Source organism: Isoptericola cucumis (assembly GCF_014635665.1).
GTDB lineage: Bacteria > Actinomycetota > Actinomycetes > Actinomycetales > Cellulomonadaceae > Isoptericola > Isoptericola cucumis.
Genome location: NZ_BMDG01000006.1, coordinates 17,547 through 34,327 on the forward strand (window position 1 = coordinate 17,547; position 16,781 = coordinate 34,327).

Genomic DNA, 16,781 nt, shown 5'->3' on the forward strand with positions numbered 1-16,781 from the left:
CACCGACCCCGTGCGTGCACCGCAGGCGAGCTCGCAGGCGGGTGCTCGGGCGTCAGCCGCGGGCGAGCGTCCCGGCGAACGCGGTCCACGACTCGGGGGCGAGGCGCACGCGGGTGGCGCCGCCCTGAGCGGGTGCCACGACGGACGCGACGTCGACCCCGGACCAGCAGGCCTCGGCGACCTTCGCCGCGTGCTCGGGCCCCTCGACGGCGGGCTCGTGGTCCGCGACCATCTGCCAGCCCTCGGCCAGCCCGAGCGTGGCCCCGGCGTGCGCGAGGTCGACCTCGACGGCCTGGTCCGAGCGGTTGGTGAGGAAGAGCGCGAGCGTGCCGTCGTCGTCCACCGTCGCGGCGGCGGTGACCAGCGGGGCGTCGCCGTGCCGCGGGGTGGTGTACGTCGGCGCGTCGACCCGCACGTCCAGCGCCGAGCCGCGCGCGAGGCGGGCCGTCGTCGCGAAGGGGTGGAACGTGGGCTGGCGCCAGGCCTCGCCCCCGGGCTCGGTCATGATCGGCGCGATGACGTTGACGAGCTGCGCGAGGCACGCCACGGGCACGCGGTCGGCGTGGTTGAGCAGCGTGACCATGAGGTCGCCCACGACGACGGCGTCGAGCCCGGAGTAGACGTCCTCGATGATGCGCGGGGCGTCGCGCTGGATCGGCAGGTTCTCCTCGCCGCCGAAGCGGGACTCGTTGTACCAGACGTTCCACTCGTCGAAGCTGATGGTGATCTTCTTGTCGCTGCGCCGCTCGGCGCCGACGGCGTCGGCGGAGGCGACGACGCGGTCGATGAACCGGTCCATCGCGGTGCCGGACGCGAGGAACGACGCGCGGTCGCCGCCCAGCTCCTCGTAGTAGGCGTGCATGGAGATGTGGTCCACGAGGTCGTACGTGTACGACAGGACGGTGCGCTCCCACGCGCCGAAGGTGTCCATCTGCATGTTGGACGAGCCGCAGACGACCAGCGAGATCGAGGGGTCGACGAGCTTCATGGCCTTGCCGGCCTCGGCGGCGAGCTTGCCATACTCGTGGGCGTCCTTGTGGCCGATCTGCCACGGGCCGTCCATCTCGTTGCCCAGGCACCAGAGCTTCACGCCGTAGGGCTCGGCGCGGCCGTGGGCGATGCGCAGGTCGGCCCAGCTAGTGCCGGCCTCGCCGTTGCAGTACTCGACGAGCGCGGCCGCGGCGTCGACGCCGCGGGTGCCGAGGTTGACCGCCATCATCGGCTCGACGCCCTCGCGCTCGGCCCACTGCAGGAACTCGTCCGTGCCGACGAGGTTGGGCTCGACCGTCCGCCAGGCGAGGTCGAGGAACGGCTTGCGCTGCTCGACCGGGCCGACGGCGTTCTCCCACACGTAGTTGGAGACGAAGTTCCCCCCGGGGTAGCGCACCATGGGCACCCCGAGCTCGTGGATGAGGTCGGCCACGTCGCGGCGGAAGCCGTGGGAGTCGGCGGCGTCGTGGCCGGGCTCGTAGATGCCGGTGTAGACCGCGCGGCCGAGGTGCTCGACGAACGAGCCGAACAGGCGGCGGTCCACCGTGCCGCGGCGGAAGTCGGGGTGCAGGGTGATGCGGGCGGCGGACGGGTGCGCGGCGCTGGGCATGGGGACTACGTCTCCTTCGTCATTCCTCGTCGAACTCGATGGCGTTGCTGCTCTACAACGATGAAGAAGTCAATCACGTCAGGCGCCGCGGCACCAGCGCCGCCGTCGCCCTCCGGGGGCGTGCCCAGAGCGCGGGTCGGCGGCGAGGGTTGTGTGACCTGCGTCATCCCGTGTAGAAATGCCCAGCGTTACAACGTTGAAGAAGACGTGTGGCCTGGGTCAGGACGTGCTGACCCGCCCGACTCGAGGAGGAATCGGCATGCGCAGGAGCATGCGCCGCGGCGTGGCCGCCGCGGCGACGGGCCTGGTGACGCTGGCGCTCGCCGCGTGCGCCCAGGGCGACAGCAGCGGCGGCGGTGGTGGTGGCGGGTCGGCCGCCGCGACCTGTACCAACACGATCCAGGAGCCCGACGCCACCCGGGTCACGATGTGGGCGTGGTATCCCGCCGTCGAGCAGATGGTGGACACGTTCAACTCCCGGCACGACGACGTCCAGATCTGCTGGACCAACGCCGGCCAGGGGGCGGACGAGTACGGCAAGTTCTCCACCGCCCTCGAGGCCGGGACGGGGGCGCCGGACGTGATCCAGCTCGAGTCGGAGATCCTGCCCACGTACACGATCCTCGACGGGCTCGCGGACCTCGCGCCGTACGGCGCGGGCGAGCTGGAGGAGCAGTTCCCGCCCGGAGCCTGGTCCGACGTGTCGAACGGCGGGTCGGTCCACGCGATCCCCGTCGACGGCGGCCCGGTCGGCATGCTCTACCGCGCGGACATCTTCGACGAGCACGGCGTCGAGCCGCCGACCACCTGGGACGAGTTCGCGCAGGCTGCGCAGGACCTGCGCGACGCCGGCTACGACGGGTACATCACGAACTACGCGACGAACGGCAACGCCTTCAACTACGCGCTGTTCGCGCAGGCCGGGTGGGCGCCGTTCGACTACGACAGCTCGCGGCCCGACGAGATCGGCATCGACGTGGACACCCCGGAGGCGCGGCACGTCCTGTCCTACTGGGAGGACCTCGTCGACCGCGGCCTGGTCTCGACCGACGACGCCAGCACGGCCGACTACAACACGTCTCTCGTGGACGGCACCTACGCCGTCTACATCGCCGCGGCCTGGGGCCCCGGCTACCTCGAGGGCCTGTCCGACGCCGACTCCGGCGCCGAGTGGAAGGCCGCGCCGCTGCCGCAGTGGGACCCCGACGACCCGGTGCAGGTCAACCAGGGCGGCTCGGCGCTGGCGGTCACGTCGCAGGCCACCGACGAGGAGGCCGCGGCCACCGTCGCGATGGAGCTGTTCGACGACGAGGCGACCTGGAAGGTCGGCGTCGAGGAGGCCGGGCTGTTCCCGCTGTGGAACCTCGCCCTCGACGCGGACTGGTTCACCGACCGGCGCTACCCGTTCTTCGGCGGGCAGCAGGTGAACCGCGACGTGTTCCTCGACGCGGCGGCGCAGTACCCGGGCTTCACGTTCAGCCCGTTCCAGGTGTACGCGTACGACCGCCAGACCATGGCCCTCTACGACATGGTCGAGGGGCCCGCGACTGCCGAGGACGCGCTCGCCACCCTCCAGGACAGCCTGGTCCGGTACGCCGAGCAGCAGGGGTTCACGATCCGATGACGTCCGCCGACCGACCCACCGACCGACGTCCCGCCGGACCCGGCGAGCAGCGCGGCCCGAGCCTCCTGGACACGAAGCGGCAGTGGTGGGGGTGGCTGTTCCTGGCCCCGTTCACCGTCGTGTTCGTGCTGTTCCTCCTGGTGCCGCTGGCGTACGCGTTCTGGCTCAGCCTGCACACCAAGGGGATCGCCACCGGCGGCGAGAGCATCTTCACCGGCTTCGCGAACTACGCCCGGGTCTTCACGGACACGGACTTCCTGTCCGGCATGGCCCGGGTCGGCAAGTTCGTGCTGGTGATGGTGCCGATCCAGATCGGGCTCGCCGTCACGATCGCCCTGGTGCTCGACACCCTCGCCACCCGGCTCTCGCGGGCCTCCCGGCTCCTGGTCTTCGTGCCATACGCGATCCCGGCCGTCATCGGCGCGCTCATGTGGGGCTTCCTGTACAGCCCGCGCTTCGGCCCGGCCACCGACGTCTTCGGGCTCGTGGGGCTCGACGCCCCCGACTTCCTCAGCCGGGACCTGATCTTCGGCTCGCTGGTCAACATCGTGACCTGGCAGTGGGTGGGCTACTACATGATCATCGTCTACGCCGCGCTGCGGGCGATCGACCCGACCGTGTACGAGGCGGCCAGGCTCGACGGCGCCGGCAACTGGGCGATCGCCCTGCGGATCAAGGTCCCGATGATCGCGTCGTCGATGGTGATGATCGTGGTGTTCGCCCTCATCGGCACGCTGCAGTTCTTCACCGAGCCGACCGTGCTGCGGTCGGTCGCCCAGGGCGCGATCCCCACCACCTACACCCCGAACATGTACGCGTACTCGATGGCGTTCTCCTACAGCCAGTTCAACTACGCCTCCACGATCGCGTTCGCGCTCGGGATCCTCGTGTTCATCGGGTCGTACCTCTTCCTGTACGCGACCCGCAAGCAGAGCGGACTGAAGTGATGACGACGGCGACGACGACGCAGACCTCCTCCCGCGGCGCTGACCGCCGTGCCAGCCGCCGCGCCGGCCGCCGCGCCGGCGGGCAGCACGGGCCGCGCAGGATCGGCTCCCACCTGTTCCTGCTCCTCGCGGCGGTGTACTTCATCGTGCCGCTCTGGTGGCTGGTGGTGGGGTCGACCAAGACGAACAGCGGCCTGTTCGTCGGGTCCGGCGGCGCGCTGTGGTTCAACGACGAGTTCGCGCTGTGGGACAACGTCAAGGAGCTCTTCACCTACCAGGGCGGCATCTACTGGACGTGGATGCGCAACTCCTTCGTGTACGCGCTCGCCGGCGGGGTGGGCTCCACGGTGCTCGCGGTGCTGGCCGGGTACGCCCTCGCGAAGTACCGCTTCCGCGGCCGCAACCTGTACTTCTCCCTGCTGCTGGGCTCCGTCATGGTGCCGCTCACGGCCCTGACCATCCCCACGTTCGTGCTGCTCAGCCAGCTCGGGATGATCAACACGATGTGGGCGGTCGTCCTGCCGTCCCTGCTCAGCCCGATCGGCGTCTACCTCGTGCGCGTGTACGCCGTCGACGCCATCCCCGACGAGATGCTCGACGCCGGGCGGGTGGACGGCGCCGGCGAGCTGCGGCTGTTCTCCCGGGTCGCCCTGCCGCTGCTGCGGCCGGCGTTCGTCACGGTGCTGCTGCTCACCACGGTCGCGACGTGGAACAACTTCTTCCTGCCGCTGGCGGTGCTGCGCGACCCGCAGCTGCTGCCCGTCACCGTCGGCCTCAACCAGTGGCAGGGGCTGTCGAACGCGGGCGCCGGCGGCGAGCAGGTCTGGAACCTCATCACCACGGGCGCGCTCGTGTCGATCCTGCCGCTGATCGTGGCGTTCCTCGGCCTCCAGAAGTACTGGCAGGGCGGGCTCTCGCTCGGCTCGATCAAGTAGGGCGCCGGGCGGGGGCGGCGCCCGGCGGTGCCCTACCCTGTGGACGTGACGAGGAGAGGGGCGGGCGTGGTCGTCGGCGACGCAGGTCGGTCGGGACGGGGTGCGGCGTGCCGGTGACGATGCACGACGTGGCGCAGCGCGCGGGCGTCTCGATCAAGACGGTCTCCAACGTCGTCAACGGCTACCCCCACATCCGTCCGCAGACGCGGGAGCGCGTCGAGGAGGCCATCGCGCACCTCGGCTACCGGGTCAACGTCTCCGCCCGGAACCTGCGCACCCGGCGCACGGACATGATCACGCTGGCCGTGCCCGAGCTGTCGCTGCCGTACTTCGCCCAGCTCGCGGACGCCGTCATCCGGGCCGCCGAGACCCGCGGGCTGACCGTGCTCATCGAGCAGACCGGCGCGGGCCGCGAGCGCGAGATCGAGGTGCTGGTCGGGCAGCGGCGGCAGATGACGGACGGGCTGATCTTCTCCCCGCTCGCGCTCGGCCCGGAGGACGTCGGCCTGCTGTCCGCCGAGCGCCCGCTCGTCGTGCTCGGTGAGCGGATCTTCGACGCGCCGGCCGACCACGTCACGATGAACAACGTCGCCGCGGCACGAGCCGCCACGGCCCATCTCGCGGGCCTCGGCCGGCGCCGGATCGCCGTGCTCGGCGCGCACGAGGGCGAGCGGGTGGGCTCGGCCGCCCTACGGACCGAGGGCTACCGGCAGGGGCTCGCGGAGGCCGGGCTGCCCTTCGACCCGGCGCTCGTCGGCGAGGCGGGCCTGTGGCACCGCTCGACGGGCGCGGACGCGATGGCCCGCCTGCTCGACTCGGGCGTCGAGATCGACGCGGTGTTCGCCCTCAACGACGCCATGGCGCTGGGCGCGCTCCACGTGCTGCACGCCCGTCAGCTCGACGTGCCGGGCGACGTCGCGCTGATGGGCTTCGACGACATCGACGACGTCCGGTACTCGGTGCCGACCATCACGTCCGTGGACCCGGGCCGCGAGCAGATCGCCCGCACGGCGGTGGACCTGCTGGTGGAGCGGATCGCCGGGGAGGGCGGCCCGTACCGGCGGGTGATCCCCGACTCCCGCATCGTCGGGCGCGAGTCCACGGGCGAGGCCGCGGGCGGGCGCGAGGTCGTGGTCGACGTGCAGGCCGGCGGCTCCGAGGAGATCGTGGCGGAGGCGGGCGCCCCTGCCTGAGCCGACGCCGATCGGCTAGGATCGCGGGGTCGCGACTGGCGTACAGGTGGATCACCACCGGGGAGCGGCACGCTGTGCAGACGACGGGTCGTTCGCCTGGGCCCGTTCGCTCGATGACGACATTGCCCGACCACCCGAGGTCGGCCGCTGCCGGTCGACCGCCGTCCGACACAGCAGGAGAACGCCGCATGAGCACTCCCGACCCCACGTTCAACGCGCCCCTGGCCGAGCTCGACCCGGAGATCGCCGCCGTCCTCGAGGGGGAGCTGGCCCGCCAGCGCGACACCCTCGAGATGATCGCGTCCGAGAACTTCGTCCCGCGCGCGGTGCTGCAGGCGCAGGGCTCCGTCCTGACCAACAAGTACGCCGAGGGCTACCCGGGGCGTCGCTACTACGGCGGCTGCGAGCAGGTCGACATCGCGGAGAACCTCGCGATCGCCCGCGCCCAGGAGCTGTTCGGCGCCGAGGCCGTGAACGTCCAGCCGCACTCCGGGGCGCAGGCCAACGCGGCCGTGCTGCACGCGCTCATCAACGCGGGCGACAAGATCCTCGGGCTCGAGCTGGCCCACGGCGGGCACCTCACGCACGGCATGAAGATCAACTTCTCCGGCAAGCTGTACGACGTCGGCGCGTACGGCGTGGACCCGACCTCGCACCGCATCGAGATGGACGAGGTGCGCAAGCGCACCCTCGAGCACCGCCCGGACGTCATCATCGCCGGCTGGTCCGCCTACCCGCGCCAGCTCGACTTCGCCGCGTTCCGCGAGATCGCGGACGAGGTCGGCGCCAAGCTCTGGGTGGACATGGCCCACTTCGCGGGCCTCGTGGCCGCGGGCCTGCACCCGTCGCCCGTGCCGCACGCCGACGTCACCTCCTCCACGGTGCACAAGACCATCGGCGGGCCACGCTCCGGCTTCATCCTGAGCAAGGAGGAGCTCGCCAAGAAGATCAACTCCGCCGTGTTCCCCGGGCAGCAGGGCGGCCCGCTCATGCACGTCATCGCGGCCAAGGCCGTGGCGTTCAAGATCGCGGGCACCGACGCGTTCAAGGACCGTCAGGAGCGCACCCTGCGTGGCGCCCGGATCATCGCCGACCGCCTCTCCCAGCCGGACGTCGCCTCGCAGGGCGTGTCCGTCCTGACCGGGGGCACGGACGTGCACCTCGTGCTGGTGGACCTGCGGAACTCGTCGCTGGACGGCCAGCAGGCCGAGGACCTCCTGCACGACGCCGGCATCACCGTGAACCGCAACGCCGTGCCGTTCGACCCGCGCCCGCCGCGCGTCACCTCGGGCCTGCGGATCGGCACGCCGGCGCTCGCCACCCGCGGGTTCGGCGACGTCGAGTTCACCGAGGTCGCCGACATCATCGCCGCCGCGCTGCGCGACGGCGCGTCGGCCGACGTCGAGGCGCTCGCGGCCCGCGTCGCGAAGCTCACCGCCGACTTCCCGCTCTACTCCGGGCTGCAGCAGTGACCGCGCGGCTGCTGCCTGGCAAGCCGGTCGCCGACGCCGTCTTCGCGGACCTCGGTCCGCGGATCGACGCGCTCGTCGCGGCGGGGCACCGGCCGGGGCTGGGCACGATCCTCGTCGGGGACGACTCGGCGAGCGCCGGGTACATCCGGATGAAGATGGACAAGGCGAACGAGCTCGGGTTCACCTCGCCGCACATCCACCTCCCGCAGGACGCCGCCCAGGCGGACGTCCTGGCGGCGGTGCGGGAGATGAACGACGCCGACGACGTCGGCTCCGTCCTCATCCAGAACCCCCCGCCCCCGCAGATCGACTTCGACGCGGCCATGCTCGCGCTGGACCCGGACAAGGACGTCGACGGCCTGCACCCGGTGAACATGGGGCGCCTCGCGCTCGGGATGCCGGGCCCGGTGCCGGCAACGCCGGCGGGGATCGAGACGTTGCTGGCGCACTACGGCATCCCGGTCGCCGGACGCGAGGTCTGCATCCTCGGCCGCGGCACGACGCTCGGGCGGCCCCTGGCCCTGCTGCTCTCGCAGAAGCGCCCGACGGCCAACGCGGCGGTCACGGTGGTCCACACCGGGGTGCCCGACTGGCCGGAGTACACCAGGCGGGCCGACATCGTGATCGCGGCCGCCGGCGTCCCGGGCATCCTGCAGCCCGAGCACCTGACGCCGGGCGTCACCGTGGTCGGCGGCGGTGTCCGGTACGAGGGTCGCAAGCTGCTGCCGGACGTGGACGAGTCGTGCGCGGAGGTTGCCGGTGCGATCACACCGCGCGTCGGCGGCGTGGGGCCCACCACGATCGCCATGCTGTTCCGCAACGCGGTGGAGGCCGCGGAGCGCGCCGCGGCGAGCTAGCGCACGTCCCCGCGAGACAGAGGACGCGCCGCGCGAGACAGAGGTCCAGGCCACCGTCTCGGCGCGGCGCGTCCTCTCTCTCGCCGGGCAGTTTCTCTCTCGCGGGGCCGGGCCCTGGCGTCTCGGCCATGATGTGCCCATGGTCGCGAGGAGCCAGCGTGGGTGGTCGGGAGAGCCGGGCGAGCTGCTGCGGGTGGGGAGGGGGTTCCGCCTCGCGGACGTCGACCCGGACGCGAAGCCGGGCTACGACGGGAAGAAGAAGGACGGCGCGGCCGACCTGCTCGCCGGGGAGCAGGAGCTCGACGACCTGCAGGAGCGCCTGTACGCCCAGAGCCGGCAGGACCCGTCGGCGCCGGCCGTGCTGCTCGTGCTGCAGGCGATGGACTCCGCGGGCAAGGGCGGCATCGTGCGGCACGTCATCGGCGCCACCGACCCGCAGGGCGTGCACCTCGTCGCGTTCAAGAAGCCGACGCCGCAGGAGCTGGCGCACGACTTCCTGTGGCGTGTCGAGAAGGAGGTCCCCGAGGCCGGGTACATCGGCGTCTTCGACCGCTCCCACTACGAGGACGTGCTCATCGGGAAGGTCCGCGAGCTCGCCCCGCCCGCGGAGATCGAGCGCCGCTACGGCGCGATCAACGCGTTCGAGGCGGAGCTCGTGGCGCAGGGCACGCGGATCGTCAAGGTGATGCTGCACATCTCGCCCGAGGAGCAGAAGGCGCGGCTCGGCGAGCGGCTCGAGCGGCCCGACAAGCACTGGAAGTACCACCCGGGCGACGTCGACGAGCGGCTGCTGTGGCCGCGGTACATGGACGCCTTCCAGATGGTCTTCGAGCGGACGTCCACCGACCGGGCGCCCTGGTACGTCGTGCCCGCGAACGCCAAGTGGTACGCCCGCCTGGCGGTGCAGGCGCTCCTCCTGGACGCCCTGGAGGAGATCGACCCCCGGTGGCCCGCCGCGACGTTCGACGTCGAGCACGAGAAGGCGCGCCTGGCGGCGTCGTGACGCCGGGACTCGCACGGCTCAGGATCAGGCCTCAGGTGGTGGGCTCGGCGGGCTGCTCGACGTCGTCGGGCAGGTGGGCGTCGAGGGGTTCGCGGTCGGTCTTGGTCCAGGTGCGCCGCCCCAGCAGCTCGCGCACGAGCGAGACCGTGACCACGGGCCACAGCAGCCAGGTGTAGAGCATGTACGGGAAGAGCCCGAACACCGCGCGCAGCAGCGGGTGGCGCCCCGGCTCGTTCGTCATGAGCAGGGACAGGAAGCTCGGCACCAGGGCGATCGTCGCGAAGAAGACCAGCGACGGCCACCAGCCGGAGTGGAACGGGACGTCGCCGAAGATCCAGAACACCAGCGACAGCACCAGCCCGAGCCCCATGAGCAGCTGCAGCAGCGGCATCAGCAGGTAGGCGACGTGGTCGATCCGGGCGCCGACCGACACGGGCGCCCGCAGCGAGCGACGCAGCAGGCCGAACGCCTGCCAGTTGCCCTGCGCCCAGCGCACGCGCTGCTTGAACAGCCGGCGCAGGCTCGTCACGCCCTGCTGGTCGACGGTGGTGAGGACGGTCTGGCGCCCGCGCCACCCGGCGTGGATCAGCCGGACGCCGATGTCCTGGTCCTCCGTGAGCCGGTCGCGCCACGGCCCCCGCGCGACGCCGGCGGGCAGCCCCTCGGTCTCCACGACGTCGTCCAGCGCCGCGAGCCGCACGTACTGGCCGTTGCCGCCCATGTTCGCGGTGCCCCAGGCGGAGCGGCCCAGCTGGTACACGTACGCCATCACGCCGAACTCGACGTCCTGCCCCCAGGTCAGGTAGTGCCCGCGGTTGTAGATGCGCACCAGCGCCTGGACGCCGCCCACCCGCTCGTCGCTGAAGGCGCCGGCCAGCGCGTGCGGCGCGTCCGGCGGGATGCGCCCGTCCGCGTCCACGACCCCCACGATCACCCGCGCCGTCGGCCAGGTCGCGTACCGTCCGGTCAGCACCGTGTCGTGGACGAACTCCCAGGCGTCGTCCAGCCCGGCGGACTTGCCCACCCGGGCGTTCGGCAGCTCCCGGCGCAGCACCTGCAGCTCGGGCACCTCGGCCCGCAGCCCGGCGAGCACCTCGGGCGTCCGGTCGTCCGACCCGTCGTCGACGACGACGATCGCCTTGTGCGTCGCCTCGACGGCGACCAGCCGGCTCACGCTGTCGGCGATCGTCACCTCCTCGTTGAGCGCGGGGACGACGAAGACCCACAGGTAGTCCTCCTCGTGCGCCGTCTCGACCGCCTTGCGCTGGCGCCGACGCTCGAACCACGCGCGGACGACGAGCCAGACGATCACGCAGAACGTGGCCAGCGTCAGGGCGAGCAGGAACCACATGAGCACCTGCACCGCCGGCGGCATCCCGCGGTACGGGTCCCACCACGGTCCCCCCGTGGCGACCGCGCCCGCCGCGAGACTCACGCGCCACCGTCCGTGTCAGGAGGGCCGTCGGCGGTGAGCGGCTGGATGACGACGCCTTCCAGGTCGGCGGGCTCGTGGCCCGTCGTCACGCTCTCGCGCTCGAACGTCGGGCCGTCGACCGCGTCGGTGCGGTGGAAGCCTGCCCACTCCAGCACCTCGGACCGGACGAAGCCCGGCCCCGACGTCCGCGGCACCGGCGTGTTGAAGACGAGGTGCTCGAGGGCGGCGACGATGCGGTCGGCGGCGTGGCCGTCGCCGTACGGGTTGGGCTGGCGGGAGAACGCGGCCCGCGCCTCCGGGTCGTCCAGCACGCGCGTGGCGGCGGCGACGATGCGGTCGCGGTCCGTGCCGACGAGCTCGAGCGTGCCCGCCTCCACGCCCTCGGAGCGCTCCGTCGTCGAGCGGGCGACGAGGACCGGGACGCCGAAGGCGGGCGCCTCCTCCTGGATCCCGCCCGAGTCGGTGAGCACGAGCGTGGAGCGGGCGAGCAGCCGCGCGAACGGCCGGTACTCCATCGGGCTGGTCAGCGTGACGGCGGGCACGTCGTCGAGCTCCGCCCGCACGGTCTGCGCCACGGCCGGGTTCGGGTGCACGGGGACGACGAACCGCACGTCCGGGTGCGTCTCGGTGAGCCGGCGCACCGCCCGCGCGATGTCGGCGATGCCCTCGCCCCAGTTCTCGCGCCGGTGGGCGGTGACGGTCACGACGCGCGACGTCGTGTCGTCCTCGAGCCACTCGAGCTCGGGGCGGTCGTACGGCACCTGGCGCGCGGCCGACCACTGCAGCGCGTCGATGCCGGTGTTGCCGGTGACGAACGTGCGTCCGATGTCGACGCCCTCGCGCACCAGGTTCTGCACGTTGGCGCGCGTCGGCGCCGCGTGGAACGACGCGATGCGGCCGATGAGCTGCCGGTTCAGCTCCTCCGGGAAGGGTGACAGGGTGGTGCCGGTCCGCAGGCCGGCCTCGACGTGCGCGACCGGGATGCGCAGGTGGAACGCGGCGACCGCGGCGGCCGACGCGCTGGAGGTGTCGCCGTGCACGACGCAGGCCGCCGGGTAGTGGTCCCGGGTGACCCGGCCGCTGATGTGGTTCGGCGGCGGCCCGTACCGCCCGGTGACGAAGTCGTCGAGCCCGGACACGACGGCCGCCGTGAGCTGGTTGAGCCCGAGGCCCGGGCGCCCCACCCCGAGGTCGGCGGTGATCTCGCAGCCGGCGGTCTCGAGCACGTACTCGACGAGCTCCTTGTGCTGCCCGGTCGAGACCACCACGGGCCGCAGGCGCGGATGGTCCTGCAGGAGCTGGATCAGCGGGAAGAGCTTGATCGCCTCGGGACGGGTCCCCAGCACGACCAGGATCTCGGGGCTGACGGGAAGCGGCATGATCCCTACCTTCGTCGATCGCGTCGCCGGTGCGTCGCACCGACACCGATGAGTCGGCCGCGTGCCGATGGTCGCACAGGGTGTCAGCACGGGCCACGAGGGCCGGTGCTCCGACGGAGGAGAGCAGTCATGGTGACCACGCGCACGCACCTGTGGTTCAGCAACAACCGGGCCCACGAGGCGGCCCGGTTCTACGCCGAGCACGTCCCGGGGTCGTCGGTCGACTCGGTGCTGGTCGCCCCGGAAGGTGTCCCGGGGGCCGCTGCCGGCGAACCGTTCATCGTCGAGTTCACCGTAGCCGGGCTCCCTGTGACCGGGCTGAACGCCGGCCCGAGCTTCACCCTGAACGAGGCGTTCTCCTTCTACCTCCGCGTCGACACGCAGGAGGAGGTGGACCACTTCTGGGAGGTGCTGACGTCCGACGGCGGGGAGCCGGGGCCGTGCGGCTGGTGCAAGGACCGGTTCGGGGTGTCGTGGCAGGTCGTGCCCCGGCGCCTCGAGGAGCTCTGCGGCGACTACACCACCGACGCCAACAAGCGGGCCATGAACGCGATGCTCCAGATGCACAAGATCGACGTCCCGGCGCTGGAGGCGGCCTACCGCGGCGAGTGAGCCGCGCCGGGGTCCGCGTCCCGGCCGCGACGACGCCCGGCGCCGGCGGTTCGGAGGCTGTCGCCGGCGTGTGATGGGATGTGCGGCGTGCTGACCGTCGCCACCGCCAACGTCAACGGGATCCGCGCCGCCTTCCGGCGCCGCATGGACACCTGGATCGCCGCCCGTACCCCCGACGTCCTGCTGCTGCAGGAGGTCCGTGCCCCCGACGAGCTGACCCGCGAGTACCTCGAGGGCTGGCACGTGGCGCACCTGCCCAGCGAGATCAAGGGCCGCGCGGGGGTCGCGGTCGCCTCGCGGCTGCCGCTGCACGCCGTCCGCGCCGGCCTCGCCGCGCACGGGCCGGCGGGGGAGCCCGAGCCGCCCGTCGACACAGGCCGCTGGGTCGAGGCGGACGTCGAGCTGCCCGGCGGCGGGCTGCTCACGGTCGTCTCCGCCTACCTGCACTCGGGCACCAACGCCCCCGGCAAGGAGCACACGATGACGGCCAAGTACGCGCACCTGGACAAGGTGACCGCCCGGCTGGCCGAGCTCGCCGCCGCCAAGGCGCCCGCCGTCGTCGCGGGCGACCTCAACATCGCGCACCAGCAGGTCGACATCGCGAACTGGAAGGGCAACCTCAAGAACGCGGGGTTCCTGCCCGAGGAGCGGGCCTACGTGGACCGCTGGCTCGGGGAGCTCGGCTGGGCGGACCTCGGGCGGGCGCACGGCGGGGAGGGCCCCGGCCCGTACACGTGGTGGTCGTGGCGGGGGCAGTCGTACGTGAACGACCGTGGGTGGCGCATCGACTACCAGCTCGCCAACGCCGCCCTCGCGCCGCGGGCCGTGAAGGTCGAGGTCGACCGGGCGCCCACGTACGAGGAGCGGTGGAGCGACCACGCCCCGGTCGTCGCCACCTACGACCTCTAGCAGTGCCACCGGTGGCGGGTACGGGACCGGCGGGAGCAGCCTGGGCGGCTCCCACCGGTCCCGTGCCCGCCGCGGTCAGCGGTGGCCGCGGGGGAACATCGCCCGCAGCACCGCGTCGTGCACGTCCGTGTTGAGCTGCGCGCCGCCGAGCCGCTGGGCGCCGGGGCCCTGCGCGGTGATCGGCGTCGCCTCGCCGGTGTGCCCGCCCGTCGTCCAGTCGACGGTGAACTCCAGGTCGGTGCCCGGCACCGGGAACGGGCCGTCCTCGGCGGTCGCGCCCGCGCCGCCCTCGTCCTCGGCGTCCACGTTCTCGATCGCGACCCCGCCCGTCGCGTGGTCGCCGACCACGAGCACGAGCGTGTCGCGGTGCTGGGCCTGGAAGTCGAGCGCGAGCTCCACCGTCTCCTCCAGCGACTGCCCGGCCTCGACGGTGCGGGTGGCGTTGCTGTTGTGCGCGAACTCGTCGATCGCCTCCTCCTCGAGGAAGAGGAAGAACCCGTCGCGGTCGGCCGAGACCACGTCGAGCGCCTTGGCCGCCATGTCGACGAGCGGCACCGCGGGCGAGAAGACGTCGCCCTCGCCCTCGTTGGCCTGCTGGAACATCTCCTCGTTCGCGAACAGCCCGAGCAGGCGGTCCCCGTCGGCCGCGGCGAGACCGTCGGCGTCGCTCACGTACTCGTAGCCGAGCTCCTGCGCCCGTTCCACGAGGTTGCCCTCGGTGCCCTTGCTCTCCTCGCCGGGGTCCTCCGCCGGGTTGTCGGGCCAGGCGCCCGGGTCGCCGGCCGGGTACCAGAAGTCCTCGCCGCCCCCGAGCAGGACGTCGGGCTGCGACTCCTCCAGGTACTGCCGGGCGATCTCGCTCTGGTCGTACCGGTCGGTCACGTGGGCGCCGAACGCCGCCGGGCTCGCGTCGGTGACCTGCGCGCTCGAGACCAGCCCGGTCGCCTTGCCCGCCTCCTTGGCCCGCTCGAGCAGCGTCGGCACGGGGTTGCCGTCCGCGTCGACGCCGACCGCGCCGTTGAACGTGCGCACCCCGGTGGCGAACGCGGTCGCACCGGCCGCCGAGTCGGTGACGGCGTCCTCGGGGTCCGCGGAGTCGGTCGCCGTCCAACCCGCGTGGTCCAGGGTGTCCATGGCCAGCTGACCGTCCTTGCCCTCGGTCGCGATCCGGATCAGCTCGCGCGTGGAGAGCCCCATCCCGTCCCCCTGGATGAAGATGACGTTCCGGGCGCGGTCCTTGCCGTGGCCGTGACCGTGGCCCCGCTGGTCGCTCGCGTGCGCCCCGGACCGGTCCGGGGGGTCGTAGGTGGCGATCGCGCTCACGGCCGCGCCGGCCGCGGCCAGCGCCGTCAGGCCGGCGGCCCCGGCCCTGAGGACTGCTCTGCGTGCGGTCATCGTTCCTCCTCGAACGATCGGCCCCCGACCGCCCGGGTGGCGGTGGGACCTTCGCACCGTAAGCAGGAGGCCCCCGGCAAGCATCTCGGCCGGGGGCCGGGCCGGGGCCGGGGCGGCCCCGGCGTCAGGCGGTCCGGCCCGCGGCCTGGGACGGCGGGGCGAGCAGGAAGCCGGGCGCACGCAGGCCGGCGTCGTCGAACGCCGCCTGCACGGCGGCGACCACGGCGTCGACGTCGTCGGCCCCCACCAGGGCGATCGCGGAGCCGCCGAAGCCGCCGCCCGTCATCCGGGCGCCGAGCGCCCCGGCGCCGAGCGCCGAGTCCACGACGAGGTCGAGCTCGCGCGCGGAGACCTCGTAGTCGTCGCGCAGGGACGTGTGCGAGGCGACCATCAGCGGGCCGACATCGCCCACCCGGCCCTCGCTGACGAGGTCGCGGAACCGCTCCGTGCGCGCGATCTCCGTCACGACGTGGCGCACCCGGCGGCGCAGCACGCCGTCGGGGTCGTGCGGCTCGAGCGCCGCGAGGGTCTCGTCCAGGCGGTCCGCGTCCACGTCGCGCAGCGTCTCGGTGCCGAGCAGCGCCGCCGCACGCTCGCAGGTGGCGCGCCGCTCGGCGTACTGGCCGTCCACGTGGGAGTGCTCGGCGCGGGTGTCGACGACGAGCAGCGTGAGGCCGGCGGGCGCGAGCTCGAAGGGCACCGAGGTGCCGGACTCCAGCGCCGACAGCCCCGGCCGCGAGTCGACCAGCAGGGCGTGCCCGGCCGTGCAGCGCAGCGACGCCGCCTGGTCCATGCCGCCCGTCGGGGCGCCGGCGATCTCGTTCTCCGCCCGCACGCAGGCGTCCACGAGCGCGGCCCGCCCGGCGTCGTCGCCCGCGAGACCGAGCCCGTGCACGTCGTCGAGGGCGACCGCGACCGCGCACTCGAGCGCGGCCGACGACGACAGCCCGGCACCGAACGGCACGCACGAGTCGACGACGGCGTCGAAGCCGCCGCCCCCCTGCGCGGGGCCGTGGCCCGCCTTGTCGAGGGCCCACGCGACGCCGGCGACGTAGGCGCCCCACCCGGACACGGCGCCGGGGGAGACGTCGGCCAGCCGTGCGGTCCACAGCTCGCCCGGGGCCTGCGCGGAGCCCAGGCGCACGACGTCGTCGTCTCGGCGCCGCAGCGCCACGTACGTGCGGTGCGGCAGGGCGGTGGGCAGGGCGAGGCCGCCGTTGTAGTCGGTGTGCTCGCCGATGAGGTTGACGCGACCCGGCGCGGACCAGACCCCGTCGGGCCGGGCGTCGCCCTCGGCGTCGCCCGCGCCTTCAGGGGTGAACGTCGTGGTGAACAGGTCGCGCACCCGGCGGGCGCCTTCGTCGTCGGACCAGGACTCGAGCCATTCGGGGGACGTCATGGCCCCCAGTATCGCGTGCCG

The 16,781-nt window shown here is 73.0% G+C and carries 14 protein-coding genes and 1 riboswitch; of the genes, 9 read left to right on the forward strand and 5 right to left on the reverse strand.

From position 1 onward, the window contains the following. Positions 1-52: 52 nt before the first annotated feature. On the reverse strand, positions 53-1,600 hold the full coding sequence (arfA, locus tag IEW03_RS09845) for an arabinosylfuranosidase ArfA (RefSeq protein WP_188523520.1): 1,548 nt from the start codon (positions 1,598-1,600) through the stop codon (positions 53-55). Positions 1,601-1,859: 259 nt separating this feature from the next. Here arfA and IEW03_RS09850 point away from each other — a divergent pair, with 259 nt between their 5' ends. From IEW03_RS09850 to IEW03_RS09880, 7 genes are all read left to right on the forward strand, one after another. After that, complete coding sequence (locus IEW03_RS09850) at positions 1,860-3,224, forward strand: ABC transporter substrate-binding protein (RefSeq protein ID WP_188523521.1); 1,365 nt, start codon at positions 1,860-1,862, stop codon at positions 3,222-3,224. Beyond that, a complete protein-coding gene (locus tag IEW03_RS09855) occupies positions 3,221-4,171 on the forward strand; it encodes a carbohydrate ABC transporter permease (RefSeq protein WP_188523522.1) in 951 nt (316 codons plus the stop codon). The genes IEW03_RS09850 and IEW03_RS09855 overlap by 4 nt, the downstream gene beginning before the upstream one ends. Beyond that, positions 4,171-5,106, forward strand: coding sequence for a carbohydrate ABC transporter permease (locus IEW03_RS09860; RefSeq protein WP_188523523.1), 936 nt, complete (start codon positions 4,171-4,173; stop codon positions 5,104-5,106). Before IEW03_RS09855 ends, IEW03_RS09860 begins: the two co-directional genes overlap by 1 nt. A gap of 107 nt (positions 5,107-5,213) precedes the next feature. Beyond that, entirely contained in the window at positions 5,214-6,299 is a 1,086-nt protein-coding gene (locus IEW03_RS09865; RefSeq protein WP_229737892.1) for a LacI family DNA-binding transcriptional regulator, read from the forward strand. A gap of 21 nt (positions 6,300-6,320) precedes the next feature. Further along, positions 6,321-6,408, forward strand: a riboswitch (ZMP/ZTP riboswitch). A 79-nt stretch (positions 6,409-6,487) separates the two neighbouring features. Further along, entirely contained in the window at positions 6,488-7,771 is a 1,284-nt protein-coding gene (gene glyA / locus IEW03_RS09870; RefSeq protein WP_188523524.1) for a serine hydroxymethyltransferase, read from the forward strand. Then, positions 7,768-8,628, forward strand: a complete 861-nt coding sequence (locus tag IEW03_RS09875; protein WP_188523525.1) for a bifunctional 5,10-methylenetetrahydrofolate dehydrogenase/5,10-methenyltetrahydrofolate cyclohydrolase — start codon at positions 7,768-7,770, stop codon at positions 8,626-8,628. The genes glyA and IEW03_RS09875 overlap by 4 nt, the downstream gene beginning before the upstream one ends. A gap of 139 nt (positions 8,629-8,767) precedes the next feature. Beyond that, the gene (locus tag IEW03_RS09880) at positions 8,768-9,631 is read left to right on the forward strand and encodes a PPK2 family polyphosphate kinase (RefSeq protein WP_188523526.1); all 864 of its coding nucleotides are present in this window, start codon (positions 8,768-8,770) and stop codon (positions 9,629-9,631) included. A gap of 31 nt (positions 9,632-9,662) precedes the next feature. Here the strand turns inward: IEW03_RS09880 and IEW03_RS09885 are convergent, their stop codons facing one another. Beyond that, entirely contained in the window at positions 9,663-11,066 is a 1,404-nt protein-coding gene (locus IEW03_RS09885; protein ID WP_188523527.1) for a glycosyltransferase family 2 protein, read from the reverse strand. Next, the gene (gene wecB, locus IEW03_RS09890; protein ID WP_188523528.1) at positions 11,063-12,445 is read right to left on the reverse strand and encodes a non-hydrolyzing UDP-N-acetylglucosamine 2-epimerase; all 1,383 of its coding nucleotides are present in this window, start codon (positions 12,443-12,445) and stop codon (positions 11,063-11,065) included. The genes IEW03_RS09885 and wecB overlap by 4 nt, the downstream gene beginning before the upstream one ends. 129 nt (positions 12,446-12,574) lie before the next feature. Between wecB and IEW03_RS09895 the strand changes: the two genes are divergently transcribed. Further along, on the forward strand, positions 12,575-13,057 hold the full coding sequence (locus IEW03_RS09895; protein ID WP_188523529.1) for a VOC family protein: 483 nt from the start codon (positions 12,575-12,577) through the stop codon (positions 13,055-13,057). Between the two features lie 87 nt (positions 13,058-13,144). Continuing rightward, on the forward strand, positions 13,145-13,966 hold the full coding sequence (locus IEW03_RS09900) for an exodeoxyribonuclease III (protein ID WP_188523530.1): 822 nt from the start codon (positions 13,145-13,147) through the stop codon (positions 13,964-13,966). Between the two features lie 75 nt (positions 13,967-14,041). Here IEW03_RS09900 and IEW03_RS09905 read toward each other — a convergent pair whose 3' ends face one another. Continuing rightward, a complete protein-coding gene (locus IEW03_RS09905; RefSeq protein ID WP_188523531.1) occupies positions 14,042-15,361 on the reverse strand; it encodes an alkaline phosphatase in 1,320 nt (439 codons plus the stop codon). Positions 15,362-15,485: 124 nt separating this feature from the next. Continuing rightward, a complete protein-coding gene (galK, locus tag IEW03_RS09910; protein WP_188523532.1) occupies positions 15,486-16,760 on the reverse strand; it encodes a galactokinase in 1,275 nt (424 codons plus the stop codon). Positions 16,761-16,781: the final 21 nt, after the last annotated feature.